Origin of the sequence: Microbacterium limosum (assembly GCF_036324365.1) — a bacterium.
GTDB classification, from domain to species: Bacteria; Actinomycetota; Actinomycetes; order Actinomycetales; family Microbacteriaceae; genus Microbacterium; species Microbacterium limosum.
In genome coordinates, this window is record NZ_CP137080.1 from 1,214,546 (window position 1) to 1,240,240 (window position 25,695).

General features: G+C 65.8%; 21 protein-coding genes and 1 other RNA gene. 19 read left to right on the top strand and 3 right to left on the bottom strand.

From position 1 onward, the window contains the following. Window position 1 precedes the first annotated feature (1 nt). An RNA gene (gene rnpB, locus RYJ27_RS05915) (RNase P RNA component class A) lies at window positions 2–359 on the top strand. Window positions 360–415: 56 nt separating this feature from the next. Here rnpB and ppgK read toward each other — a convergent pair. Next, the gene (gene ppgK / locus RYJ27_RS05920; protein WP_330171793.1) at window positions 416–1,171 is read right to left on the bottom strand and encodes a polyphosphate--glucose phosphotransferase; all 756 of its coding nucleotides are present in this window, start codon (window positions 1,169–1,171) and stop codon (window positions 416–418) included. A 72-nt stretch (window positions 1,172–1,243) separates the two neighbouring features. Between ppgK and RYJ27_RS05925 the strand changes: the two genes are divergently transcribed. The 8 genes from RYJ27_RS05925 (at window position 1,244) to RYJ27_RS05960 (ending at window position 10,536) form a co-directional block, all read left to right on the top strand. Then, the gene (locus RYJ27_RS05925) at window positions 1,244–1,468 is read left to right on the top strand and encodes an SPOR domain-containing protein (RefSeq protein ID WP_330171794.1); all 225 of its coding nucleotides are present in this window, start codon (window positions 1,244–1,246) and stop codon (window positions 1,466–1,468) included. Between the two features lie 35 nt (window positions 1,469–1,503). Further along, on the top strand, window positions 1,504–2,841 hold the full coding sequence (gene glnA, locus RYJ27_RS05930; protein WP_330171795.1) for a type I glutamate--ammonia ligase: 1,338 nt from the start codon (window positions 1,504–1,506) through the stop codon (window positions 2,839–2,841). Between the two features lie 11 nt (window positions 2,842–2,852). Next, window positions 2,853–5,852, top strand: coding sequence for a bifunctional [glutamine synthetase] adenylyltransferase/[glutamine synthetase]-adenylyl-L-tyrosine phosphorylase (locus RYJ27_RS05935; RefSeq protein WP_330171796.1), 3,000 nt, complete (start codon window positions 2,853–2,855; stop codon window positions 5,850–5,852). An 88-nt stretch (window positions 5,853–5,940) separates the two neighbouring features. After that, window positions 5,941–7,638 carry a CocE/NonD family hydrolase gene (locus tag RYJ27_RS05940; RefSeq protein ID WP_330171797.1) on the top strand — a complete coding sequence of 566 codons (1,698 nt, stop codon included), beginning with the start codon at window positions 5,941–5,943 and terminating at the stop codon, window positions 7,636–7,638. Window positions 7,639–7,910: 272 nt separating this feature from the next. Further along, entirely contained in the window at window positions 7,911–8,135 is a 225-nt protein-coding gene (locus RYJ27_RS05945; protein WP_128216360.1) for a helix-turn-helix transcriptional regulator, read from the top strand. Window positions 8,136–8,350: 215 nt separating this feature from the next. Continuing rightward, the gene (locus tag RYJ27_RS05950; RefSeq protein ID WP_330171798.1) at window positions 8,351–9,457 is read left to right on the top strand and encodes a site-specific integrase; all 1,107 of its coding nucleotides are present in this window, start codon (window positions 8,351–8,353) and stop codon (window positions 9,455–9,457) included. 76 nt (window positions 9,458–9,533) lie between these two features. Then, window positions 9,534–9,890: a helix-turn-helix domain-containing protein gene (locus RYJ27_RS05955; RefSeq protein ID WP_330171799.1), complete on the top strand. Its 357-nt coding sequence runs from the start codon at window positions 9,534–9,536 to the stop codon at window positions 9,888–9,890. Further along, window positions 9,865–10,536: a hypothetical protein gene (locus RYJ27_RS05960; RefSeq protein ID WP_330171800.1), complete on the top strand. Its 672-nt coding sequence runs from the start codon at window positions 9,865–9,867 to the stop codon at window positions 10,534–10,536. Before RYJ27_RS05955 ends, RYJ27_RS05960 begins: the two co-directional genes overlap by 26 nt. Window position 10,537: 1 nt before the next feature. Here RYJ27_RS05960 and RYJ27_RS05965 read toward each other — a convergent pair whose 3' ends face one another. Beyond that, entirely contained in the window at window positions 10,538–11,182 is a 645-nt protein-coding gene (locus RYJ27_RS05965; protein WP_330171801.1) for a hypothetical protein, read from the bottom strand. On the opposite strand from RYJ27_RS05965, the gene RYJ27_RS05970 reads away from it, so the two are divergent. From RYJ27_RS05970 to RYJ27_RS05990, 5 genes are all read left to right on the top strand, one after another. Further along, on the top strand, window positions 11,169–11,621 hold the full coding sequence (locus RYJ27_RS05970) for an alpha/beta hydrolase (RefSeq protein ID WP_330171802.1): 453 nt from the start codon (window positions 11,169–11,171) through the stop codon (window positions 11,619–11,621). The genes RYJ27_RS05965 and RYJ27_RS05970 overlap by 14 nt on opposite strands. Before the next feature lie 147 nt (window positions 11,622–11,768). Beyond that, the gene (locus RYJ27_RS05975) at window positions 11,769–11,978 is read left to right on the top strand and encodes a helix-turn-helix domain-containing protein (protein ID WP_330171803.1); all 210 of its coding nucleotides are present in this window, start codon (window positions 11,769–11,771) and stop codon (window positions 11,976–11,978) included. Beyond that, on the top strand, window positions 11,979–15,251 hold the full coding sequence (locus RYJ27_RS05980; RefSeq protein ID WP_330171804.1) for a helicase-related protein: 3,273 nt from the start codon (window positions 11,979–11,981) through the stop codon (window positions 15,249–15,251). Continuing rightward, a complete protein-coding gene (locus RYJ27_RS05985) occupies window positions 15,244–15,915 on the top strand; it encodes a DUF4391 domain-containing protein (RefSeq protein ID WP_330171805.1) in 672 nt (223 codons plus the stop codon). Before RYJ27_RS05980 ends, RYJ27_RS05985 begins: the two co-directional genes overlap by 8 nt. Before the next feature lie 9 nt (window positions 15,916–15,924). Next, window positions 15,925–18,015 (top strand): site-specific DNA-methyltransferase, encoded by a 2,091-nt coding sequence (locus tag RYJ27_RS05990; RefSeq protein WP_330171806.1) that lies wholly within the window; start codon window positions 15,925–15,927, stop codon window positions 18,013–18,015. Here the strand turns inward: RYJ27_RS05990 and RYJ27_RS05995 are convergent. Beyond that, window positions 18,002–18,265, bottom strand: a complete 264-nt coding sequence (locus tag RYJ27_RS05995) for a hypothetical protein (RefSeq protein WP_330171807.1) — start codon at window positions 18,263–18,265, stop codon at window positions 18,002–18,004. The genes RYJ27_RS05990 and RYJ27_RS05995 overlap by 14 nt on opposite strands. Before the next feature lie 3 nt (window positions 18,266–18,268). Here RYJ27_RS05995 and RYJ27_RS06000 point away from each other — a divergent pair, with 3 nt between their 5' ends. Genes RYJ27_RS06000 through RYJ27_RS06020 form a run of 5 tightly spaced genes read left to right on the top strand, consistent with a single transcriptional unit; the run spans window position 18,269 to window position 25,570 of the window. Next, complete coding sequence (locus tag RYJ27_RS06000; protein ID WP_330171808.1) at window positions 18,269–21,178, top strand: restriction endonuclease; 2,910 nt, start codon at window positions 18,269–18,271, stop codon at window positions 21,176–21,178. Window positions 21,179–21,183: 5 nt separating this feature from the next. After that, window positions 21,184–22,650, top strand: coding sequence for a hypothetical protein (locus RYJ27_RS06005; protein ID WP_330171809.1), 1,467 nt, complete (start codon window positions 21,184–21,186; stop codon window positions 22,648–22,650). 15 nt (window positions 22,651–22,665) lie between these two features. Then, the gene (locus RYJ27_RS06010; protein WP_330171810.1) at window positions 22,666–24,948 is read left to right on the top strand and encodes an AAA family ATPase; all 2,283 of its coding nucleotides are present in this window, start codon (window positions 22,666–22,668) and stop codon (window positions 24,946–24,948) included. After that, window positions 24,945–25,148 carry a hypothetical protein gene (locus RYJ27_RS06015; protein ID WP_330171811.1) on the top strand — a complete coding sequence of 68 codons (204 nt, stop codon included), beginning with the start codon at window positions 24,945–24,947 and terminating at the stop codon, window positions 25,146–25,148. The genes RYJ27_RS06010 and RYJ27_RS06015 overlap by 4 nt, the downstream gene beginning before the upstream one ends. A 5-nt stretch (window positions 25,149–25,153) precedes the next feature. Further along, window positions 25,154–25,570 (top strand): hypothetical protein, encoded by a 417-nt coding sequence (locus RYJ27_RS06020; protein ID WP_330171812.1) that lies wholly within the window; start codon window positions 25,154–25,156, stop codon window positions 25,568–25,570. Window positions 25,571–25,695 lie beyond the last annotated feature (125 nt).

The following is a 25,695-nucleotide window of genomic DNA, read 5'->3' on the forward strand; positions in this document are numbered from 1 at the left end:
ATGGGTCGGCTGGACGGTCGCGTGGCGCGCGAGCGCACCGAGGAACGTCCGGGCTCCACAGGGCAGGGCGGTGGGTAACACCCACCCGGAGCGATCCGCGAGACAGTGCCACAGAGAGCAGACCGCCGGGGAGACCCCGGTAAGGGTGAAAGGGTGGTGTAAGAGACCACCGGGGCCGTGGTGACACGGCTCGCACGGTAAACCTCGCCCGGAGCAAGGCCATACAGGGGATGTTGACGCGGCCCGCCGAGTCCCCGGGTAGGCCGCTGGAGCGGCACGGCAACGTGTCGCCGAGAGAGATGACCGTCCACGGGGCGCGAGCCCCCGGACAGAACCCGGCGTACAGGCCGGCCCATTCGCCCGGCCTCATCGATCGGCCTCGGCGCGTCGGTACGGGCTGCTCGCCGCGCGAGCGTCAGTCTCCCGCGAGGGAGGCGGCGCCGATGATGCCGGCACTGTTGCGGTGCACGGCCGGGACGATCGGGGTCGTCAGCTCCAGCAGCGGCAGGAAGCGATCGGGGTGCTTCGACACGCCTCCGCCGACGACCAGCAGGTCGGGGGAGAAGAGGAAATCCACGTGGTCGTAGAACTTCTGCAGCCGCTTCGCCCACTTCTCCCAGCTCAGCTCGTCGCGCTCCATAGCGGAGTACGCCGCGTACTTCTCGATCGAATCGCCCTTGTAGCTGAGGTGCCCGAGCTCGGTGTTGGGGATCAGCATCCCGTCGTAGATGAAGGCGGAGCCGATGCCGGTGCCGAGCGTCGTGAGGATCGTGAGCCCGTCCTGTCCGCGGGCGGCGCCGTAGCGCACCTCGGCGATGCCCGCGGCATCGGCGTCGTTGACGAAGTGGATGCCGCGGCCCAGACCCTTCTCGAAGAACTTCTCGGCCTCGAATCCGATCCACGAATCCGACACGTTGGCGGCGGACATCGTCGTGCCGCGCTTGACGATGGCGGGGAAGGCCACACCGAGGGGCAGGTCTCCCTCGACGCCGGGGAGACGCTCGAGCACCTCCTGGACGGCGGCGAGCACGTCGTCCGGGGTCGCGCCCTCGGGCGTGTCGACTCGGATGCGATCGCTCGTGAGCTCGCCCCGCTCGAGGTCGACGATGCCTGCCTTGATCCCGGTTCCGCCGATGTCGACGCCGACAGCGCGGCTCACCTTCTTGGCCATGCGTTCCAGCCTATCGGGGGTCGCACGCGTGATCAGTAGGATCGAGACCATCACCGATCGAAGGGGAGCCGCGTGTCCGACAGCGATGAGAAGTACTGGTACAACCTCACCACGGGCCAGGTGGAGCGGGGATACGTCTCGCCCGCGGTCGATCGCGCGGGGCCGTTCGATTCGGCCGAGGAGGCTGCGAGGGCCCCCGAGCTGCTGAAGGAGCGCGCCCGCGCATGGGCCGAGGACGAAGCCCGCGACGACGCCTGGGGCTCCGGGTCGACGAACGAATCCGACGCGCCCCGCTAGGCTGGGAGCGGCATCCGGACGAGTAGTAGGGAAGCATGGACAGGCAGCGCGATTTCGTCTTGCGGACGATCGAGGAGCGGGGCGTCAAGTTCGTCCGGCTGTGGTTCACCGACGTCATCGGCACCCTCAAGTCGGTGGCGATCGCGCCCGCCGAGGTCGAGGGCGCCTTCTCCGAAGGGCTCGGCTTCGACGGGTCGGCGATCGAGGGCCTGACCCGCACCTCGGAGTCGGACCTGCTCGCCCTGCCCGATCCCTCCACCTTCCAGATCCTTCCCTGGCGGGGCGAGATCGATCCGACCGCCCGCATGTTCTGCGACATCGCGACGCCCGACGGACAGCCGGCCGTGGCCGATCCCCGCCATGTCCTCAAGCGCGCGCTCGCCCGGGCGGCCGAGCGCGGCTTCACCTTCTACACGCACCCCGAGATCGAGTTCTACCTCCTGAAGTCCTCGACCTACGGCCAGGGCGGGCCGGAGCCCGTCGATTCGGCCGGCTACTTCGACAACGTCCCGGGCGGCACCGCCCACGACTTCCGCCGCCGCAGCGTGCGCATGCTCGAGGATCTCGGCATCTCCGTCGAGTTCAGCCACCACGAGGGCGGCCCCGGCCAGAACGAGATCGATCTGCGCTATGCCGACGCGCTTGCGACAGCCGACAACATCATGACCTTCCGCACCGTCATCAAGGAGGTGGCGATCGAGCAGGGCGTGTACGCGACGTTCATGCCCAAGCCCCTCTCGGGGCAGCCCGGAAGCGGCATGCACACGCACATGTCCCTTTTCGAGGGCGATGTGAACGCTTTCTACGAGGAGGGCGCGGAATACCAGCTCTCGAAGGTGGGGAGGCAGTTCATCGCAGGCCTGCTGCGGCACGCCAACGAGATCTCCGCGGTCACGAACCAGTTCGTCAACTCCTACAAGCGCCTGTGGGGCGGTGACGAGGCGCCGAGCTTCATCTGCTGGGGCCACAACAACCGCTCCGCGCTCGTCCGTGTGCCCCTGTACAAGCCCAACAAGAGCCAGTCGTCGCGAGTGGAATACCGCGCCGTGGATTCGGCGGCGAACCCCTACCTCGCGTACGCGCTCATGCTCGCCGCGGGCATGAAGGGGATCGAGGAGGAATACGAGCTGCCTCCCGAGGCCGAGGACAACGTCTGGTCGCTCACCGATGGCGAGCGTCGCGCGCTCGGCTACGCGCCGCTTCCCGCGAGCCTCGATCAGGCCCTGTCCTACATGGAGGAGAGCGAGCTCGTCGCCGAGACCCTCGGTGAGACGGTGTTCACCTATGTGCTGAAGAACAAGCGGCGCGAGTGGCAGCAGTACCGTGCGCAGGTGACGCCCTTCGAGCTGCAGAGCAACCTCGAGATGCTCTGACCCGCGGCACCATGTCGCAGCTTGCGCGCTCGTCCGGCCTCACGCATCTCGCGCGGCTGGGGTTCAGCGATCTGTCGCGCGCGGACGAGGCCCTCGCCGAGCTCGAGGAGGCCACGGGGGTCGACCGCTCGGTGTGGCTCGCGGACACGGCACGCGCCGCCGACCCCGACGAGGCCGTCGCCTGCCTGAGGGACGTCGCGCGGCGCGACGCGGGACCGGTGCGTCGCGCTCTGTCCGATGACGCGCGGCGCCCGGCGGTGTGGGCGCTCTTCGGCGCCTCCCAGGGGTACGGCACGTTCTTCCTACGCCATCCGGCCGAGCTCGACGAGGTGCAGGCTCCCGGGCCGCTGCCGACGGCGGAGGAGATCACCGCCCAGATGCGCGAGGCGATCGGCTTCTCGGACGGCTTCGCCGCCGACGGCACGGAGAGCGCCTGGGTCGCGCTTCGCGTGCGCTATCGGCGCATCGTGGCGCGTGTCGCGGTGCACGACCTCCTCTCGCCCGACCCGGTCGAATCCGTCCGGGCTGTCTCGGCGGTGCTGGCGGATGCCGCGGGCGCCGCCCTGGACGCGTCTCTCGCCGTCGCCCGCACGCGCATCAGCTCGCGCGGGACGGGGGCGGCGCTGTTCGCGCGGGAGGACGTCGCGGCGACGCGGCTCGCGATCATCGGGATGGGCAAGACCGGAGCGCGCGAGCTGAACTACGTCTCCGACGTCGACGTGATCTTCGTGGGCGGAGCCGAGGACGACGACCGCGAACGCCTCGGGGAGAGCCGCGTCGTCGACATCGCAACCCGCCTCGCCGTGCAGACGATGCGCGGGATCTCGGAGGTCGAGATCGAGCCGCCCCTGTGGGAGGTCGACGCGAACCTGCGCCCCGAGGGTAAGCAGGGTGCTCTCGTGCGCACGCTCGAATCCCACGTGTCGTACTACGAACGCTGGGCCAAGACCTGGGAGTTCCAGGCGCTGCTGAAGGCGCGGCCGATCGCGGGCGACGCGGAACTGGGTCGTGCGTATGTGGATGCCGTGGGCCCCAAGGTATGGACCTCGGCCGCCCGCGAGAACTTCGTCGACTCGGTCCAGCGCATGCGTGAGCGCGTGACGGAGCATATCCCGCCCGGCGACGTGGCGTACCAGCTCAAGCTCGGGCCGGGAGGCATCCGCGACATCGAGTTCACCGTCCAGCTCCTGCAGCTCGTGCACGGACGGGACGATGAGCTCATCCGGCAGCGGAGCACACTCGACGCGCTCGATGCCCTCGAGGCCGGCGGGTACATCGGCAGAAGCGACGCCACCGTCTTCGCCCATGACTACCGGCTGCTGCGTCTGCTCGAGCACCGGCTCCAGCTGGCCCGGCTCTCCCGCACCCACCTGATGCCGCGCGACGACGAGGCGCGGCGGGTGCTTGCGCGGGCAACGCGACTGGCGGACTCCGGGGAGGCGGTCTGGCAGCTCTGGGAGTCCGTCAAGCGCGAGGTGCGCGAGATCCACGTGCGGCTGTTCTACCGGCCGCTGCTGTCGGCGGTGGCGGCGCTCCCCGATGAGGAGCGGACGCTGTCGACGGCTCAGGCGCACGACCGGCTGGCCGCCATCGGCTTCCGCGACCCCGCCGGTGCGCTGCGCACGATCGGGACGCTCACGAGCGGCATAAGCCGCAAGGCGTCGATCCAGCGCCACCTCATGCCCGTCATGATCCGGTGGTTCGCCGACGGCGTCGATCCCGACTACGGGCTGCTCGCCTTCCGTCGGATCAGCGAACGACTCGGGGACACGCCCTGGTTCCTCGCGACGCTGCGCGACTCGGCCGGCGCCGCCGAGCGGTTGACCCGCGTGCTGTCGGGGTCGCGGTACATCGGCGAGCTGATGGAATGGATCCCCGAATCCGTCGCATGGCTCGACGACGACGCAGCTCTCGTCCCGCGCACCGGTGTCGCGCTGCAGCAGGAGGCCCGAGCGATCCAGACCCGGCACGCGACGATCGACGACGCGATGCGTGCCGTACGCGCCTTGAGGCGTCGCGAGCTGCTGCGCACGGCGATGGCCGCGGTGCTCGGAGTGCTGACGATCGAGCAGCTGGCGGCGAGTCTCACGACGATCACCGAGGTCACGATCCAAGCCACCCTCCGCGCGGTCCGGCGCGAGGTCGTGCCGCCCGAGGACGACGACCTCGACTTCGCGATCATCGCGATGGGGCGGCTCGGGGGAGCGGAGCTGGGGTTCGGCTCCGACGCCGACGTGATGTACGTGTACCGCCCCGAGTCCGTCGACCCCGAGCGGGCGAGCGCGCTGTCGCTCAAGATCGTCCACGAGCTGCGCCGCGTCTCGGAGGATCACCGGCTGCCGCTGGACCTCGACGCCGATCTGCGGCCCGAGGGGCGCAACGGCCCGCTGGTCCGCTCGCTCGAGGCCTACGCCGCCTACTACCGTCGCTGGTCGGTCTCGTGGGAGGCGCAGGCGCTGCTGCGCGCGCGCGGGATCGCGGGGTCGGTGAAGCTGATCCGCGCCTTCATGGATCTCGCCGACGAGGTCCGCTACCCCGAGCACGCCGATCCGCAGGGTATCCGCGAGATCAAGCGCATCAAGGCCCGCGTGGAGACCGAGCGGCTCCCGCAGGGCGCGGACCGGGCGCGGCACCTCAAGCTCGGACCGGGGACGCTGAGCGACGTCGAGTGGTTCGTGCAGGTGCTCCAGCTGCAGCACGCCCACGCGTACCCCGGCCTGCGCACGACCTCCACTCTCGCCGCCCTGAGCGCGGCGGTGGATGCCGGCCTCGTCCCGGCGTCCGCCGGGGAGCGGCTGGCCGAGGCCTGGCACCTCGCGACACGACTGCGCTCCGCCAACACGCTGCTGTCGGGGCAGACGAGCGACGTGCTCCCGACCGACCGACGCCAGCTGGACGGAATCGGACGGATCCTCGATTACCCGCCGAGGTCGGCGAGCGCGCTCGAAGAGGACTATTTCCGCGCGACCCGCCGTGCGCGTCGCGTCTTCGAGCGCCTGTTCTTCGGCTGAGGCCGTCGCGCCTTCGCCGCGGACGGGTGCCTCGTTCGCGGCGAAGACGTGCACCTGCCATAGCGTGGGTGGAGACGAAAGGACGACGATGTCTGCACACCCCCTGCCCTACCCGCTTCGCGCACCCCGCAGCACACCCGAATCACGCCATGGGGCACCGCCCGCCCCGCGGCAGGAGACCCGCCCCGGGATGCTGATAGATCGCGACATCGAGGTGCCCACACGGGCCGGGCGGACGGTGCAGATCGACGTCTACCGTCCCGAGACGGGGGATCCCGCCGGCGTGCTGATCGCCTGGTCGCCCTACGGCAAACACGACCCCGCGCCGATCGGCCAGATATACCCGACCAGCGGCGCGAAGCCGGAATGGATGAGCGATCTCACGACGTTCGAGGGCCCCGACCCGGTCTTCTGGGTGCCGCGCGGCTATGCGGTCGTGATCGCGGACATCCCCGGCACCTGGTACGCGAAGGGTCCGGCGTCCTACGTCTCGCCGGAGGAGGCGGAGGACTTCGCCGACCTCATCGAGTGGGCTGGGATCCAGCCCTGGTCGAACGGCCGCGTGGGCCTGACGGGCGTCTCCTACCTGACGGTGGCGCAGTGGCGCGTCGCCGGCCTTAATCCGCCCCATCTGGCGGCCATCAACCCGTGGGAGGGCTGGTCGGACACCTACCGGGAGGTCGCGCGCCACGGCGGCATCCCCGAGACCTCGTTCTGGCCCTACATCTGGGAGCGGTGGGGAGCCTCGACCGGCCAGATCGAAGACCTGGAGAGGGAGGACCGCGAGCACCCCTTCTTCGACGACTTCTGGGCGTCGAAGGCCGCCGACCTCGAGGCCGTGACGGTCCCCGCCTTCGTCGTCGCGTCGTGGACGGACCAGGGACTGCATACGCGGGGCACCCTCGAGGGGTTCCGCCGCATCTCCTCGCCGCAGAAGTGGCTGTACGTGCACGGCGCGAAAAAGTGGGCCGAGTACTACAGGCCCGAGATGGTGGAGATGCAGGCGGCGTTCTTCGACCACTTCCTCCTCGGCCGCTCGACCGAGGTCACCGACTGGCCTCCCGTGCGGCTCGAGTTGCGCGAGCGCTACGGGCGGGGCACGTTCGTCGAGGGGACGAGCTGGCCGCTGCCCGACGTGACGTATCGCACGTTCCACCTCGACGCCTCGACCGGGACGATGTCGACCCGACCCGTGGAGACCGAGTCGACCGCGACCTACCACGGCCTCGGTGATCCCTTCGTCCCGTCACGGGTGGTCTTCGAGCACCGATTCGAGGAGGCGACCGACATCGTCGGCCATGCGCGTCTCACCCTCTACGCCGAGGCTCCGGACGCCCCGGACATGGACGTGTTCGTCGGCCTGTTCAAGCGAGACGCGGCGGGAGAGATCGTGCCCTTCGCCTACTACGCGCAGTTCGAGGACGGACCCGCCGCGCTCGGCTGGCTCCGCGCGTCGCACCGGGAACTCGATCCCGAGCGCTCCACCGACTATCTGCCCGTGCTCGCCCACCGGCGCAGTCTGCCGCTCGAGTCTGACGGGCCGACCCGGCTCGACATCGAGGTCCTACCCTCCGGAACGCGCTTCGCGGCGGGGGAGAGCCTCGTGCTCGTCGTGCAGGGTCACGACATCAAGCACTATCCGAAACCCCTCGTGTACGCCCGCCACGAGACCGACATCAACCGCGGCCCGCAGGTGCTGCATACGGGAGGGCGTTTCGACGCGCGGCTGACTGTTCCGGAGCTGCCGGCGGACGCACCGGTCACACGGCGGCGCGACCGCGCCTGACCCTCACACGACGACAGCCCCTCCGAACCGGCGGCTCGGAGGGGCTGTGCGTTCTCGTCAGGTCAGACCCCGAAGTACAGCTCGGCTTGAGGATCTGAGAACCGGAGGGGGTTCCGCAGGCTCACACTTCCCTGCAAACACAGGGAAGTGCAATGGTGAGCATGAGTGGGGTCGCTGCTGCGGCTGTCCGAGAACCCGTCCGTTTACTCGATTCTTGGCCGTCCTACGGGGGTCGCTGGAGGTCTGCGGGTGGTGCCGCCTACCTCATTGGTATGAGCGACGACCGCCCCCGCCTCTGGACTCCGCAGGAGCTTGCGGAGTACACGGGCATCCCGATCAGGACGCTCGCTGACTGGCGGACAGAGCGTGCGCGCAGCCGAGGTCTCGGGTTGCCGTTCGTCGCACTCTCGTCGCACAACGTCCGTTACCGCGATGAGGATGTCGAGGCGTTCATCGCGCGGCGGATCGTGGCTCCGACGGATAGGGCGGGCGACTGATGGCGCGGCCGAAGCGCGCGCTCGGCGAACTCGGCAAGGTGACCTACACGGTCGAGCCGAACGGCTTGGTCATCGCGCGAGCGCGAGTCTATGACGGCAACGGGCAAGAACGTCGTCCCAGCGGCAGCGGAGCGACAGAGGCTGCGGCTCTGACCGCGTTGCAGGAGGCGGCTGATGTCGCCGTCGGTCGAGTCCTGGCGCAACGAACACAGCTCATGACGGTCGCTGAGCTGGCGACGACGTGGCTGAAGACGGCGTACCACGACGACGATCCGCGGGTGCTGCGCCAGCGCCGCGAGCAGACCGTCGATGGCTACGCCACGGTGGTGCGCGCGCATGTCATCCCGCGCGCCGGGGCCATCCCCATCGCCGACATCACCGCCGACCGTGCTGATGGGCTGCTCATGGACATCGCACGGGAGAAGTCGGTGACGACCGCGAACAAGGTTCGGAACGTGATGTCGCTCATGTTCGATTGGGCGATCCAGCAGGGGCACTTCTCGGCTGCCGGGTCGATCCAGAACACACGGTACGGAGCGGTCGTCGTGGCGAACCCGATCCGTGCGACCAGGCGAGCGGACGAGCCGGACACGGTGTACTTCGAACTCGACGCGGTGCAGGTCAAGTACATCCTCCACCTCATCCGCGAGGTGTGGCCCGAGCGGCACCGGAAGCGGTATCCGGTGGGCCGACGGCCCAACTACAAGCTGCTCGCCGACTACATCCTCATCACGCTCGGCACCTCCGAGAGGACCGCGGAACCGATTGCAATCCGGTTCCAGGACGTGCGGTTCGAGGCGGTGGAACAACCGGATGGAAGCCTCACGATGGAGGCGCTCGTCTGGGTCGGCGGGACGATGGTTCGCACCAAGTCCCGCGGCCTGTTCCGCCAGGACTCACCCAAGGCGGAGCGGCAGAAGCGTTGGGTTCGCGTGCCGAAGTTCGCGGCGAAGGTTCTGAGCGAACTCGTGGCGAGCCACGTTCCCGACCCCGAACGCAATCCAGACGACGTGCTGTTCACGTCCGAGCGCGGCCGTCCGCGCGACCCGAGCGCGGTCGGCGAGTTGCTCAGGATGTTCCGCCGCGAGTTCGAGCCGGAACTGCTGGCTATCGGGGTCGACGCCGAGCATCTCACCTTCCGCAGTCTCCGCAAGGCGGTCGCTGCCGCGGTATCGGACACGGCTGGCGTCGAGGTCGCACGCGACCTGCTCGGGCACAGCAGTACCGACATCACGGAAGGGCACTACGCGAAGCGTCCCGACCTCATCGTCGAGATCGCGGCCGACGCGCTCGACGAGGCGTTCGCGGGCATCGACGCGTAGCTGTAAGGCTCAAGAAGGGGATGCCGTATGAACACTTGTATTGTCCAGAGTGTGCAGGTGGAGGTAGGATGGGGTCATGACCATGACGAGCTTGACGATCAACCCGGAGGATGTGCGCTCCAGCGCCGGGGCGCGCCCGGCTTGGCTGGAGCAGGTCGCCGCGTATGTGCAGCAGGCGGCAGCGGGTGGGGAGACGGTGACGCTGACGGCGAAGCGCCGCATGATGACCCCCGAGCAGGTCGCCGACGCGATGGGCGTGTCTCGTCCCACCATCTCGCGGAAGATCAAGGCGGGGGAGATCCGTGCGGTCAAGGTCGGCAATCGCAATCGCATCCCCTACGAGGAGTTCGAGCGGTACTGGCGCAAGACGATGGGCGACCTCGTGGAGCTGACGCGCGATGAACTCCGTGACGACCTCTTCGGCGATCAGTGAGCTGACGCGCGTTCTCCTGGACGCGAACATCATCGCTAAGCCCGTCACTCGGACTCTGTTGGTCGTCGGCGGGGTGCCGAGCGGCTTCCGCGCCTTCTGGAGCCGGGCTGCCGAGCGGGAGGCCCAGGTGCACATGCGCCCGAGGGCGCTCCCGCCGTCGAGTGTCCGGGAGCGATTCGACGTCTTGCTCGGGCCGACCGGCACGGGTGCGGAACGCTTCGTCGGGACGAAGGGCGCGGATCGGCAGATCCTTGCCGATGCTGCGGCCGCGGGCGCGCGCTTCCTGGTCACCGAGGATGTGGACGACTACGGGCTGGACGATCTTGCTAGCGTCGGTATCTCGGCGGCGAACTCCGATCTGTTCCTCGCCGCGCGGCTCACCCGCGATGCCTACTCGACGGTGATCGACCTGTTCGTCGAGCGTCAGCTCAACCCGCCGACCACGCCCGCGCAATTCCACGCCGCCATCGCCAAGAACCACCCGCGCCTGTTCGCCGCACACGCGGACCTCTACGAGGTCGAACCCGAACACGGCATCCACAGCGAACCGGAGGTGATCTTTCGCGGCGCGCGCTGCCTGCGCTGCGAGCAGATCATCGCCGACCCCGCCACGATCATCGACGGGCTCGGCCCGGAGTGCCGCTGAGCTACAGCCGCGGGGCGTTGCCCGGCGGCGCGGCCGGAGGCGTCATGGGGACGAACGGGATCGCGGGCTCACGCCCCGCGCCCTCCCGTGATCCGAGGTTCGGTTGGTAGGCGCGGACGGTCTCGACTGTCAGCTCGACGCGCTCGGACTCTGACGCGGCGGGCTCAGGTGCCGGTTCGTCCTGCATCGCGGCGAGCTGGGACTCGACGCGGGCGAGGTCTTCCTCGGCGTCGGCGAGGGCCTGAGCGTGGCGGAAGGGCTGGCCGAGGCGCTGCTGGGTGTCGGCGACGGTCTGCTCTGCTTCTTCCAGGTCTTCGCGGGCCTGGTCGAGGAGGGAGGGGATGCCGCTGACGCGGTTCTCGATGCGCTGCACGAGTCCGAGCCCGGCCTCCAGGAACGACTCCTTCGGCATCGTGAATCCCGAGCGGGGCACCTCGGGCAGGGATACGGTCACATCGAGGGCGGCGAGCCCGGAGCGGGCCTCGACGTGGATGTCGAAGCCGGAGATGCGGCCGATGATCCCGAAGTCCTTGTGCCCGTACCGCGGCAGCCACTTCAGCCCGGAGTCGCCCATCCACGCGGCGAGGGCGTGGGCGGCTTCGGAGCGGGAGATCGTGCTGTTCGGATGGTCGATGGGTGCGGCCATCGCGCTCCAGCTCGCTCACCACCCGTCGTATCGGCGCAGCATCGCAGGTCTCGTGCTCGACTCGCCTGTGCTCGACTGGGCGGAAGTTATCAAAGCGAACTGTGCCCGCAGCGGACTCCCCGTAGCAGCGGGCAGCCTCGCGATCCCGTGGCTGACGCTCCGCCCGCTGGCCCACATGGTCGGCCTGCCCGAGCGCATCCCACTCCGGTCCTTCGACTGGACGGTTCGTGCCGAGGAACTCACCGCGCCCACGCTCATCCTTCACGGCACCCACGACGACTCCGTACCGATACGGCTCTCACAAGCACTCCGAGATGCTCGGCCTGGTCTTGTGTCACTGGAGGTCTTCGAAGCAGGACACACGCTCTCGTGGAACTCTGACCCCGACCGATGGCAGAGCGCGGTGATCGCCTGGCTCGCCGCGCACGTCCCGTCCTGAATCCATCCAGGGCATCCGCTGGGGAGAACTTGGGCTGGAAGGTCGCACTGTGACTTCCACCGGCAACACCCGGTCAAACCCGGCTCAATCGGCCTACCTCGCCGGTAGTGTGTAGGGGAGCGGCGTAGGAGCGGAGGTGAGGAGCCGATGGCGGAACCTTGGCTGTCTGCCGACGACATCGCGAACCATCTCGGCATCACGAAAGACACGGTGTACGCCTGGATCGCCGAGAAGGGCATGCCCGCGCACAAGATCGGTCGGCTGTGGAAGTTCCAGGTCAGCGAGGTCGACGAGTGGGTGCGGCGTGCGGGCGCGTCGGATACCGACAGTTCCGACTCGACGCGGGGGCGGGGCTGAGTGCGAATCATCGACAACGTCAACGAGCTGCTCGGAGACGACCTGAAGGCCGAGATCAGGCCGGGATCGCGCCTGCGCATCGCGGCCTCGACGTTCTCGATCTTCGCGTTCGAGGCGCTAAAGAAGGAACTCTCGCAGATCAAGGAACTGGAGTTCATCTTCACCGCTCCTGCGTTCAATGCTGCGAAGGCGACGGACAAGCCCACGCCGGAGCGCCGTCAATTCGAGGTACGTCACGGCACCGAGTCGACCCTCTACGGGTCTGAGTTCGAGATCCGGCTGCGGAACAAGCTTACGCAGCGCGCCATTGCCCGCGAGTGCGCGGAGTGGGTACGTCAGAAGGTGACATTCCGCTCCAATCGCACGGGTGCGCCGATGCAGCCACTCGCCGCCGTGGGTGACGCCGCGGCGTACTTCCCGATCCAGGGATTCACCACAGCGGACCTCGGCTACGAGCGCGGCCCAGCGACCTCGAACTACGTCCCGAAGTTCGAGGGGGCGAACGAGACCCGCCAGTTCGTCCAGCTCTTCGATCAGATCTGGCACAACCCTGAGCAGCTCGACGACGTGACGCAGACCGTCTACGACCACATCGCGTCGGTCTACGCCGAGAGTTCGCCGCAGCGGGTCTACTTCCTGATCCTCTACAACCTGTTCAGCGAGTTCCTCGACGACATCAACGAGGACGTGCTGCCGAACGACCTCACCGGCTACCAGGACACCGCGGTCTGGAACGCCCTCTACAACTTCCAGAAGGACGCGGCGACCGGCGTCATCAACAAGCTGGAGACCTACAACGGCTGCATCCTCGCCGATAGCGTCGGGCTCGGGAAGACGTTCACCGCGCTCGCGGTCATCAAGTACTACGAGCTGCGGAACAAATCGGTGCTCGTGCTCGCGCCGAAGAAGCTCGCGGAGAACTGGACGAACTACAACGCGAACCTGACGAGCAACATCTTCGCCAAGGATCGCTTCAACTACGACGTGCTCGCCCACACCGACTTGTCGCGCGAGTCGGGGGAGTCGCTTGGCGTCCCCCTCGACCGCGTGAACTGGGGCAACTACGACCTGGTTGTGATCGACGAGTCGCACAACTTCCGCAACGCCGACTTCACGAGCGAGAAGGAGACCCGCTACCAGCGTCTGATGCGCAAGGTGGTGCGCGAGGGCGTGAAGACCAAGGTGCTGATGCTCTCGGCGACGCCGGTGAACAACCGCTTCAATGACCTGCGCAACCAGCTCGCCCTCGCCTACGAAGGCGATTCCGCCCAACTCGCGGCGAAGCTAAACATCTCCACGACCGTGGAGGAAGTCTTCCGTCAGGCGCAGCGCGCGTTCAACGAATGGTCCGACTTGCCGACGGAGGAACGCACCCCGGATGCAATCCTGTCTCGGCTCGACTTCGACTTCTTCGAGCTGCTCGACTCGGTGACCATCGCGCGCTCCCGCAAGCACATCCACGCCTTCTACGACACCGCGGACATCGGGGCCTTCCCTGAACGTCTCCCGCCGCAGTCCGTGCATGCCCCGCTGACAGACCTGCCCGATGCGCCGACGTTCAACGAGATCTTCGACCAGCTCCAGTCGCTCAAGCTCGCGGTCTACGCGCCGCTCGCCTACGTCTTCCCCAGCCGTGTAGAGAAGTACGAGCTGCTCTACGGGAACGTCGGGGGTGGGCGCAACCTCGCCGGAGGCGCGGTGGCGAATCTCGGCGCGGCCAGCCGCGAAAAGGGCATCCAGAAGCTGATGACCGTGAACCTCCTGAAGCGGCTGGAGAGCAGCGTGGAGGCGTTCCGGCTCACGCTCCAGCGGCTGGAGGGCACGGTCGCGGAGGCGCTGGAGGCGATTGACGACCATGCGAGCGCGGTGACCGATGTGGCCTCCAGCCTTACCGATCTGGACGCCGATGACGACGACTTCGACTTCCCGACCAGCGGCACGGTCGGCAAGAAGGTGCAGATCGACCTCGCCGACATGGATGTCGAGTCGTGGAACCGCGACCTGTCCCACGACGGCCTGGTCATCTCGCGCCTGCTCGCGTCCATCGAGGCGATCACCCCGGAGCACGATCTGAAGCTCCACCAGCTCAAGCGGCTGATCGAGGCGAAGTTCGCCGAACCGATCAACCCCGGCAACAGGAAGGTGCTGATCTTCTCGGCGTTCGCCGACACCGCGGGATACCTCTATCGGGAGTTGAGCCCGGTGCTGAAGCAGCATGGATACGACTCGGCGCTCGTGACGGGGCAGGGCAACCCAAGCACCACGCTCGGCAAGGGGTATGGCTTTCAGCAGACCCTCACGCTGTTCTCCCCGCGCTCGAAGCAGCGGCATCTGGTGCTGCCGCGGGAGGCCGCCGAGCTGGACGTGCTCATCGGCACGGACTGCATCAGCGAGGGCCAGAACCTCCAGGACTGCGACTACCTCGTCAACTACGACATCCACTGGAACCCGGTGCGGATCATCCAGCGATTCGGCCGTATCGACCGCATCGGCTCGACCAACGAGCGCATCCAGCTCGTCAGCTTCTGGCCCGACATCTCCCTGGACGAGTACATCAACCTGAAAGAGCGGGTCGAGAACCGCATGGTCATCGCCGACCTCGCGGCGACCGCCGACGACAACGTGCTCACCCAGGAGGCCAGCGACACTGCGTTCCGCAAAGAGCAGCTCCGCAAACTCCAGGAGGAGGTCATCGAGCTGGAGGACGTGCGCACCGGCATCTCCATCACCGACCTCGGGCTCAACGATTTCCGTATGGACCTGCTCGGGTACATCAAGGAGTACGGCGACCTGGCAAACACCCCCAAGGGCCTGCACGCCGTCGTTCCCGCGCAGCCCGACAAGGGCCTGAAGCCGGGCGCGCTCTTCGCGCTGCGGAACATCAACGCCGACGAGATGCTCCACCGGGGCAACCGCCTGCACCCGCATTACCTCGTCTACCTCGACGACGAGGGCAAGGTCATCGCAGACCACACCGAGGTGAAATACCTGCTCGACCTGATCCGCGCCGGGTGCCGCAACCGGGACGAGCCCGCCTGGGAGGTCTGCCGAGTCTTTAACGCGGCGACCCGCGACGGCGCCGAGATGCGCAAGTACAGCGACCTGCTCACCGCAGCGATCCGCTCCATGATCGACGTGACCGAGGAACGCGACATCGACAGCCTGTTCAGCCCCGGCCACACCACCGCCCTCGTGCAGACCATCGCCGGTCTCGACGACTTCGAGCTGATCGCTTTCCTCGCCATCGTCGAGGAGGAGGCGCTCAGTGGTTGAACATGTCGAAACCAGACCCGTGCTGTACCGGTGGCCGCCCGCCGCACAGTTCGGCCGCGTGGTGCCGAAGACGAAGTTCTACGAGCACGGCAACGTGCGCACCGCGCTGCGCGAGAAGTTCGTCGAGGATGTCCAGCGCATCACCTGGGCCTACAAGCTCGCGGAGTCCACTATCCGGCTGAAGGGCACGGAGGCAGTTCCGGAGATCCAGGTGTTCGCCGTCGAAACCAAAGGCGGCGAGGTCCCCGACGACGTGCTCGCCGCGATCGACAAGTCCGTGCACTTCCCGATCCTCTTCGAGATCAGCAAGGGCGAGGAGGTGCGCACGGTCGCCGCGCAGAAGACGCTCGGCGGCAGCACCCCGAAGCTCGGCACCTACTTCAGGACGGACTGGCTTCCCGCCGCCGCTGACCGCCAGCCGCTCCCGGCAGCCATCGACCTTCCTGCACTCTATGAGTCGCTGCTCACGTCGCTGCTCCCCGTGGCGACACGCCGAGGGGAGTCCGTGTCGGATGCCACCGGGAGAATGGACAGAGCCCGGACGCTCGAACGCGAGATTGCCGCACTGGAGCGGAAGCTCCGCAACGAGCCCCAGCTTAACCGCAAGGTCGAGCTACGCAAAGCACTGAAGGAACGCCAGGCCGCACTCGCAGGACTGGTGTGAGAGGGAGAGATGACGAAGCCGGACAAGCTGGAGCTGCAGTCAGCCGACGTGACGCGCAAGAACATCGAGGCGCTGGCGGCGCTGTTCCCACACATCGTCACCGAGGGCCTGGACGACTACGGCAACCTCGTTCACCAGGTCAACTTCGAGGCGCTTCGGCAGGAGCTGAGTGATTACGTCGTCGAGGGCAAGGAGGTCTACCAGATCGACTGGCCGGGCAAGCTTGCCGCCGAGTTCGCCTCGAACGCTCCCATCGAGAAGACGTTGCGCCCGAACCTCGCGGACTCCGTCGACTTCGACACCACGAAGAATCTCTTCATCGAGGGTGACAACCTCGAAGCGCTGAAGCTGCTCCAGGAGTCGTATCTTGGCAAGGTTCGCCTCATTTATATTGATCCGCCGTACAACACCGGAGGCGACCTCGTCTACCGTGACGACTTCTCCTCGTCGACGCAGGAGTTCCTCTGGAAGTCGAGGCAGGTCAACGAGGTCGGCGAGAAGCTCGTGTCGAACACGGAAGCGAACGGTCGCTTCCATTCGGACTGGCTGAGCATGATCTACCCGCGGCTGCGGCTGGCGAAGCGTTTCCTTGCCTCGGACGGCGTGATCCTGGTCAGCATCGACGATGCCGAGCAGGCATCGCTCCGTCGCCTGATGGACGAGGTCTTCGGGGAGCAGAACTTCATCGCACAGCTTGTGTGGGAGAAGGGGCGCAAGAACGACGCGAAGTTCTTCTCCGTTGGACATGAGTACCTCGTGGTGTATGCGAAGTCGAAGTCCTCCTTGCGCGAGCAGAACACGTCGTGGCGCGAGGAGAAGCCGGGAGCGCGCGAGGTCTGGGACGAGTATCTGCTTCTCCGCGAGGCGCACGGCGCAGATGACGGGGCCGTCGAGCAGGCGTTGACGGAGTGGTACAAAGGACTCCCGAAGAGCCATCCGGCAAAGAAGCTCGCCCGAACAAGGCATATCGACGCGAACGGACCGTGGCGTGATGACAACATCTCGTGGCCCGGAGGCGGTGGGCCGCGTTACGACGTGATCCACCCGGTCACAGGGCAACCGTGCGCCGTACCGGAAGCGGGTTGGCGCTATGGCGAGGACGAGATGAAGCGTCGCATCGCGCTGGGGCTCATCGTGTTCCGTGACGACCACACTCAGCCGCCCTTCCGAAAGTCGCACCTACGTCCGATCGCGGGCGAGGTGGACGACGTTGACGATGAGGGCGGCGAGGACACCGGGCTCGCCGTTCAAGTTCGCGGAAGCTACTTCTACAAGCAGTCCCAGGTTTCCGTTCGGCACCTTCGCAATCTCATGGGTGCGCAGGTCTTCAACAACCCTAAAGACCACGAAGTGCTGTCTCGCCTCTTCGAATACGTCCTTGGCGGCAAGGGCGGTGTCGTCATGGACTTCTTCGCAGGTTCGGCCACCACGGCCGAGGCCGTTTTCGATCTCTGTGCCCGCACCGGGCTCAACTGCCCGGTGATCCTCGTGCAGCTCCCGGAGCTGCTGGAGGACAACCTCAAGTCGGCGACCGGTTCGGCGAAGACAACGATCCAGAACGCGATCAAGCTCCTTCAGGAGCTCGACAAGCCGCTCAACATCGCCGAGCTGACCAAGATCCGCATCCAGAGGGCCGGTGCGCAGGTCCTGGCGGATCGCAAGCCCTCGGAATGGAACGGCGACATCGGGTTCCGCGCGTTCACCATCGACACGAGCAACTTCACGGACATCACCACCACCCCCGACGCCGCTGACCAGGAGACTCTGCTCGACCTCGTCGAGAGCGTCAAGACCGACCGCAGCGGTCTGGACGTCCTGTTCGAGGTGATGATCGCATGGGGGCTCAACCTCGCCGCGCCGATCAACATCGAGACCCTCGAGGGGCGCGAGGTCTACTCCGTCGAGGATGGCGCCCTGCTTGCCTGCTTCGATGACCGGCTCGATGAGGCGCTGATCCGGGCGCTCGCGCTGCGCGCCGCAGCGGACACCACGCAGAAGGTTGTCTTCAAGGACACCGGATTCGCCTCGGACGACGCGGCGATCAACGCGCACCAGGTGTTCGAGCAGCTCTCGCCTGACACGACGGTCAAGGTGATCTGAACAGATGAAACTGCACTTCAAGGTTCAGGAGTATCAGACCGCCGCCGTGCACGCCGTCGTGGACTGCTTCCGTGCCGTGCACCGACAGCCGTTCGCCGACAACATCACCTACAAGATCGACCCTGGTCGCACGACCGGCCGACGCGGCCTGCCCGAACTGGATCACCGCGTCGACGAGGCCGCCGCCGGGACGGGCTACGGCAACAGTGCCCTGCTCCTGAACCCGGCGCAGCTTCTCGACAACATCCACGCGGTGCAGCGTCGCACGAGCGGGCTCCCGCTCTCAGGCGAGCTGATTGCGAGCCCGGCGGCTGGACTGAACCTCGATATCGAGATGGAGACCGGCACAGGCAAGACCTACGTCTATATCAAGACGATCATGGAGCTTCACCGGCAGTTTGGCTGGTCGAAATTCGTCGTCGTCGTCCCGAGCGTTGCGATTCGTGAGGGCGTGAAGAAGTCCTTCGAGATCACCGCCGACCATTTCCTCGCCGAGTACAAGACGCAGGCCAGGGCCTTCGTCTACGACTCCGAGCATCTCGAAGACGTTGAGACCTTCTCGTCCGACACCGGCATCCAGGTCATGATCATCAACGCGCAGAACTTCAACCGGGACGCGAAGAAGGCCGACCAGGATTCTGCCGAGAGCGGCAAGTCGTCGGGCCTGAAGATGTTCAAGGCACTCGACGGATTCAAGTCCCGTCGCCCCATCGACGTGATCGCCGCCAACCGGCCGATCCTCATCATCGACGAGCCGCAGCGTCTTGGCAGTAACCCGTCGAAGCCCAGCGAGACGCTGAAGGCGCTCGGACGGTTCAACGCACTCTTCGCGCTCCGGTACTCCGCGACCCACGCCATCGAGCACAACAAGGTCCACAGGCTCGATGCCCTTGATGCCTACAACAAGAAGCTCGTCAAGAAGATTGCCGCACGCGGTATCAGCGTGAAGGGGCTCGCGGGGAGCAGCGCGTACTTGTACGTCGATGGTCTGGAACTCGGAAAGGGGGCCGACTTCCCGAAGGCTCGTATCGAGATTCAGCACCAGCCGAAGAACGGGCCCATAACGGCGAAGACATTCAGGGTAAAGCAGGGCGACCGGCTCCACGACATCTCGGGCGGCATCGAAGCGTACAAGGGGCTCGTCATCGACGTTGTCGACGCGATCGCCAACACCGTCAGCCTCCTGGACGGGCAGGTGCTCCAGGGCGGTCAGGTCACCAACGATGTCACCGACGAACAGAAGCGACGGCTACAGATCCGCGAGGTCATCCGCGCCCACCTCGACAAGGAGCGACAGCTCTTCGGTCACGGCATCAAGGTGCTCTCGCTCTTCTTCATTGACGAGGTGCTGAAATACCGCGACTATGACCAGCCCGACCGGCTGGGGGAGTACGCCCGCGTCTTCGAGCAGGAGTACGAAGCCCTCAAGGCCGAGCGGCTCAGCGAACTCGACCTTGACGAATCAGGAGCGGCATACCGCACGTTCCTGGAACGCGATGCGGTACGCGACATCCACAACGGCTACTTCTCCGTTGACAAGAAGACCGGGCGCTGGGTCGACAGCGATGCCTCTGACGCATCCGATGAGAAGGGCAAAGGGCTGTCGAAGGATGCCGAGGCATACGACGCCATCCTTCGGGACAAGGAGAAGCTCCTCGACCGCGACTACCCGCTCCGCTTCATCTTCAGCCACTCCGCTCTCCGGGAGGGCTGGGACAACCCGAACGTGTTCACGCTCGGATTCCTCAAGAAGGCCACCGCGGGCGACTCCCGCCGCCAAGAAGTCGGGCGCGGTCTCCGTCTAGCCGTCGACCACAATGGCGACCGAACCGACAACCCGGTGACCGTCCACGACATCAACGTTCTGACTGTCGTGACCGAGGAGTCCTACGTCGACTTCGTTGCAGGGTTCCAGAAGGAGACGCTGGGCCTCCTCAGCGCGCGGCCGCGGAAGGCGACGCCCGAGTTCTTCGTCGGGGCGGTCCTGCGCGACGCCATCGCTGGCACCGAGCACAAGATCACGCTCGATGAAGCGAAGCAGCTCCAGCACTGGCTCATCAAGCACGACTTCGTCGACCACGACCAGCACCTCACCGACCTGTGGCTCGGCCGCGCCGACCTCCCCGAGATCCCCGCGATGCCGCCCGCGCTCCAGCCGTACTTTTACCAGGTCGCAGAGCTGATCGACTCGCTGCATGTCCGCGCCCCAAAGATCGACGACGGACGCAAGGCGAAGGTCGTGCCGATGAACAAGGCCAACTTCAACAAGAAGGAGTTCCAGGAGCTCTGGGCGCGAATCAACCACCGCGTTGTGTACCAGGTCGCGTTCGACTCTCAGGAACTCATCGACAACTGCACCCGAGTCCTCGACACGTCGCTCGAAGTAGCCCGACTCCAGTACGTCGTGACCGAAGGGGTTCAGCGTGATGTCATCGAGGCGGAGCACCTGGAGGCCGGAGAGAGCTTCAAGATGACCCGCACGAAGTCGTCGGAGTCGACACTCAGCGCAAGCTCCACGGTGTCCTACGACCTGATCGGCGAGATCGCTGAAAAGACGAAGCTCACCCGTCGCACCGTGGCGACCATCCTCCGCGGGGTCAGGCCCTATACGTTCGAGAAGTTCAGGCAAAACCCTGAGCAGTTCATCACCGAAGCGGCCCGCCTCATCCGCGAACAAGCCGCGGCAACGATGGTCGAGCACATCGAATACGACATTCTCGATGACCGCTACGACGCATCCATCTTCACCGAGAACCAGACTGCTCAGGATCTGTCGAAGGCCGTGCATACGCCCAACAAGAACGTCTATGAGTACGTCCTCGACGATTCGCAGGTCGAGCGCGACTTCGGCGCAGCTCTCGACATCAGTCAAGAGGTGTCTGTCTTCACGAAGCTCCCACGCGGCTTCAAGATCCCGACCCCGCTCGATGACTACAACCCCGACTGGGCGATTGCCTTCCAGGAGGGCGCCGTCAAGCACGTCTATTTCGTCGCCGAGACCAAGTTCTCCCTCTCATCGTTGGAGCTGCGCGGCGCGGAGAAGGCGAAGATCGACTGCGCCAACAAGCTCTTCGAGAGGCTCGACCAGGTGGCCGGCACGCCGGGCATCAGGTACCACGGTGTGACCAGTTACGACCATCTGCTGCAACTCGTAGGGGCGTAGCCGGGATGGTCATCGAGCTGTACTTCTCGCAGCATTTCGGGGTTTCGCCGAAGGTACTGCAGGACTACGGCGCGTTCGATGTCAGCCTCGCGTCCGATCTGCCGCTCTTTGTCGACCCTTTCCTGCTCTTCAACAGCAAGAAGCAGGAGTACCGCGATCTCCATGACGGAATGATTCGGTACCTCCTCTTCCTGCGCGACCGAGCCACTCCCGATCTCGATCTGGGGCTCATCAGGTCCTGGTACATGTTCCAGGAGGTTAAGCAGAACTGGCTCGGATTCACCGTCCTCGGCAACTCGGGGACCGGACTCGGCAAGGAGTTCGCCCGCGCGCTCCACAGCTCCCTCGGTTCCATCCTGAAAGGGTTCGGCGAAGAATCGATCACCAAGGGCGCCCACCTGGAGAAACTCGCGCTCATCAAGGAGGGTGTCGGACGTGACAACATCAGCGACTTCACCACGAACCTGATCAAGGGTTACCTGCTGGAGTACACGCAGGCCTTCGCTCAGAAGCATCTGTCGGCCGATCAACGCGGGACGTTCTCGGTCACCCGCGCTGCTTTCAACTACGAGACCGAGACGTGGGAGTCGCGCCAGTACGAGCTTCCCGCGCTTCGTGGAGACTACGTCCTGCTCACCCCGGCTGACATGCTCACCAAGGATGACACCTGGATCAGCCGCTCGGACCTCGTGCGCGAGTTCAGCAGCATCCCCGACGCCATCGAAGATGATGAGCTTCGCGCACAGGTCAACAATTACCTCTTCAAGAAGCTGAGCGACAGCCCCACGAAGAAGGAGTACTCGGACCTCGCGGCGGCGGCGATCCTCCAGTTCCCAGAGCTCATCGACTACTACATCCGTCAGAAGGAGAACACCGGGGAGCAGGCAGTCGGCCTGAGCGCACAACGGCGGCAGGAGGTCTTCGAGATTCTCGTGCAGATGGTGCAGAAGGTCGTCGAAGACATCCGCACCAACACCTCGCTGTACCTGACGCCGGTCACCAGCTACGACGAGGCGCTGACCCGCGCCAACGGATTCAAGAAGTACGTCGAGAACCAGGACGGCTACCGGCTCCTCAACAAGCCCGGCCAGGAACGCCCCCTCGCCACGGAGAAGGAGGTCCAGCTCTTCTTCGGCCTCATCTTCTTCGGCAGCGAGTTCGACGTGAACCGCGAGGTCAACAACGGGCGCGGTCCCGTGGACTTCAAAGTGAGCAAAGGAGCCGTCGACAAGTCGCTGATCGAGATCAAGCTTGCCAGCAACAGCCAACTGAAGCGGAACCTCCAGAACCAGGTCGAGGTCTACGAGAAGGCGAACGGCACGCGCAACTCGGTCAAGATGATCGTCTGCTACACGGAGGCGGACGTGGCGAAGGTCGATTCCGTCCTGAAGGAGCTGGATCTCGGCGGCGAGAAGTCCATCGTCGTCATCGACGCGCGCGCGGACAACAAGCCCTCGGGCTCGAAGGCATAAGGCGGTTCAGCAGCGATGCTTCAGTACCTTCGGCTGCGCGGTGCCCCCGCCTTCGACCCGGCATCCGGTACAGACATCGGCCCGCTCAAGCCGGTGAACTTCTTCTTCGGGTCCAACGGCTCCGGCAAGACGACGATCAGCCGCGCCTTGGCCGACTCGACGCGGTTCACGGGAACCACCTTGGAGTGGAACCCAGCGACCAGCGTGCTCGGCATCAAGGTCTACAACCGCGACTACGTCAATGCGACGCTCACGCCCGCAGGCCACCTGGCTGGCGTGTTCCTCCTGGGCGAGACGAACGCTGAGATCCAGACCGAGATCGAATCGCTGACAGGACCGAGTGGTTCCATCGCCGCTGCCAAAGAAGGCCTTGCGGGACTCCGCGCCTCGTTGGACGCAAAGAACGGTGAGATCGATGGTGTCCGTACCGCGCTGAAGGAGGCGGCGTGGGCGAAGCGCAATGACGTCCCTGCAGAACTGCGTGAGATGTTCACGGGGTACAACAACAGCAAAGATCGGCTTCTGGACCGACTGCTCGAAGTCGCGGCGGCGAACCTCTCCGCCTCCGAGGACTTCACGGCGCTTACCTCCGAGGCAGCAGCAGTTCTCGCGGAAGATGCGCAACCGCTCCTGGAGCTGCCGCTTGGACGCGACATCAGGATCGAAGACGCGCCGGGCCACTCTCTCTTGGGCGCGGCAGTCGTGGGTAGCGGGGATGTGCGCCTCGCGCCTCTTATCCAGCAGCTCGGCAACGCCGACTGGGTTCAGCATGGTCGTACCCATCTCGAACACGCGAACGGTGTCTGCCCGTTCTGCCAGCAGACCGTTCCATCCGACCTCGGTGAGCAATTGGAGGCGTACTTCGACCGGACCTACGTCGAGCAGATGGAACAACTGTCGGCCCTCAACCAGCACTTCGAGTCCTGGGCGCAGCAGTGGACGACCTATCTCGATGATCTGCCAGCGAAGCCGGGCGTCGCCGAGCACCTCAATGCCGAACGGCTAGCGACCGCGCGTGCTGCGTTGGAGCTGGTGATCGCTGAGACCCGAGCACAGCTGAGCGCAAAACTGTCCGGGCCGTCGAGCATCCTCTCGGTGCCCGATCCCTCGCCGCAGGCAGAAGGCGTCAACGCCGTTGTTCGGGAGGCCAACACGGCAATCCAGGGCTTCAACCTTCTCATCAGGAACCGATCAGCCGCGAGGAAGTCGCTTCTCGACCGCTGCTGGGTCGTGTTCGCCCGGGTGACCCTCGTCGCCGAACTCGCCCGCTATGAGGGAGCGATGCCTGGTCACCTGACGGGGAAGGAAAGCATCGAAGGGCAGATCGTGTCGGCGACGGCGGACATCCGCGCCAAAGAGTCGCGCCTCCGCGAGCTTCAGGCGAAGGTCACATCAAGCAAGCCGATCATCGACCGCATCAACCGCCTCTTGGATTCCGTCGGCTTCCATTCCTTCTCACTGGCGGAGTCGACAGCAGTTCAGGACGGTTACACCCTCGTCCGCTCGAACGGCGACGTCGCAACGGAGACCCTCAGTGAAGGCGAGCGGACATTCATCACCTTCCTCTATTTCGCTCAGTCGCTACATGGCTCGCCGCAGGATGAAGCCGAGCCGAATGATCTCCTGGCGGTGATCGACGACCCGATATCAAGCCTCGACAGCGATGTGCTGTACGCCGTCTCCACCCTTGTCCGCAGGCTCGTCGAGGATGTCGCAGCAGGCACAGGCCGAGTGCGGCAGCTCCTGCTCATGACGCACAACGCTCACTTCCACAAGGACGTGACCTATCGCCCGCACGGCGGCCCGAAGCTCGGGTCTTGGAAGTACGGTGTCGTGCGGAAGCGAAGCGGGCAGTCGAGCGAAGTCGAGCTACGCGACGACAACCCGATCCAAACCGCCTACGGTGCCCTGTGGGACGAGGTCAAGAGGTCGGCCGAGCATCCCTCGGAGAGCGCAGTCGGCCTCCAGAACACCTTGCGTCGCATCCTGGAGACCTACTTCAAAGTGCTCGGCGGTGTCGACGATCCCGCCATCATTGCCAAGTTCGAGGGAGACGAGCAAGTCATCTGTCGCTCGCTCTTCACCTGGGTCAATGCTGGCTCCCACTCGATCTTCGATGACCTCGACTACTCGCCGACGCCGAGCACCGTAGAGGCCAACCTCCGTGTGTTCCGCCGCATCTTCGAGGAGCACGGGCAGATCGGTCACTACCGCATGATGATGGGCGAGCCTGTAGAAGAAGTCTCTGCGGAGAATCAGGCGGTCGAGGTCGAGTCGGGGAGTGAAGCAATCGAATGACCGACATCCCCAGGGGGCTGACCTCACGCCAGGAGATCGTTGAAATCGACATCTTCGACAGGCTCAGCGGGTCGATCCGTGACGCACTCCTCGCAGAGTTGTCGCACAAGCCGGAGCACAAGATCATCTCCCTGTCGATCACGTCCTACAGCGAGTTCGCCACGAGCTACCGTGCGGTCGCCGTCATCGAGTACCTGTAGGCATCGTGGGCAAGCGCGCCGACAGTGATGAGCACTACGTTCTCGACCTCTGCGACGAGGTGATCGGGGCCCGCGGGGAGCGACAGGCGACGTTCCTGTGGCTTGTCGGTGAGGTGTCGCCGACGACCGGACGGGCTCGCAGGCTCCCCGTCGACGGGTATTGGCCTGCGCTGGGGCTCGTCGTCGAGTTCCAGGAGAAGCAGCACACCGCGGCCGTCCCGCTGTTCGACCGTCGCGCGACCGTCTCCGGCGTGCCCCGTGGCGAGCAGCGGCGGCTCTACGACCAGCGAAACGCGGAGATCCTGCCGCAGCAGGGTATCCGGCTCGTCGTGATCCACGAGTCGGAGTTCACGACCAAGACCGACAGGATCGTGCGCGATCATGAGCGCGACATCGCCGTCGTCCGCGCCCGCCTCGTCTGACCTCGGAAGCCCTCCAGAGACCAGTACACGTCTGGCACATCGAGGCTGACCCCGCCTGACGGCGTGCTCAGCGGCTCACCTCTTTGACGAGAGAGGCGGTGCCGGGTGTCGGTTTCGATGCGGGT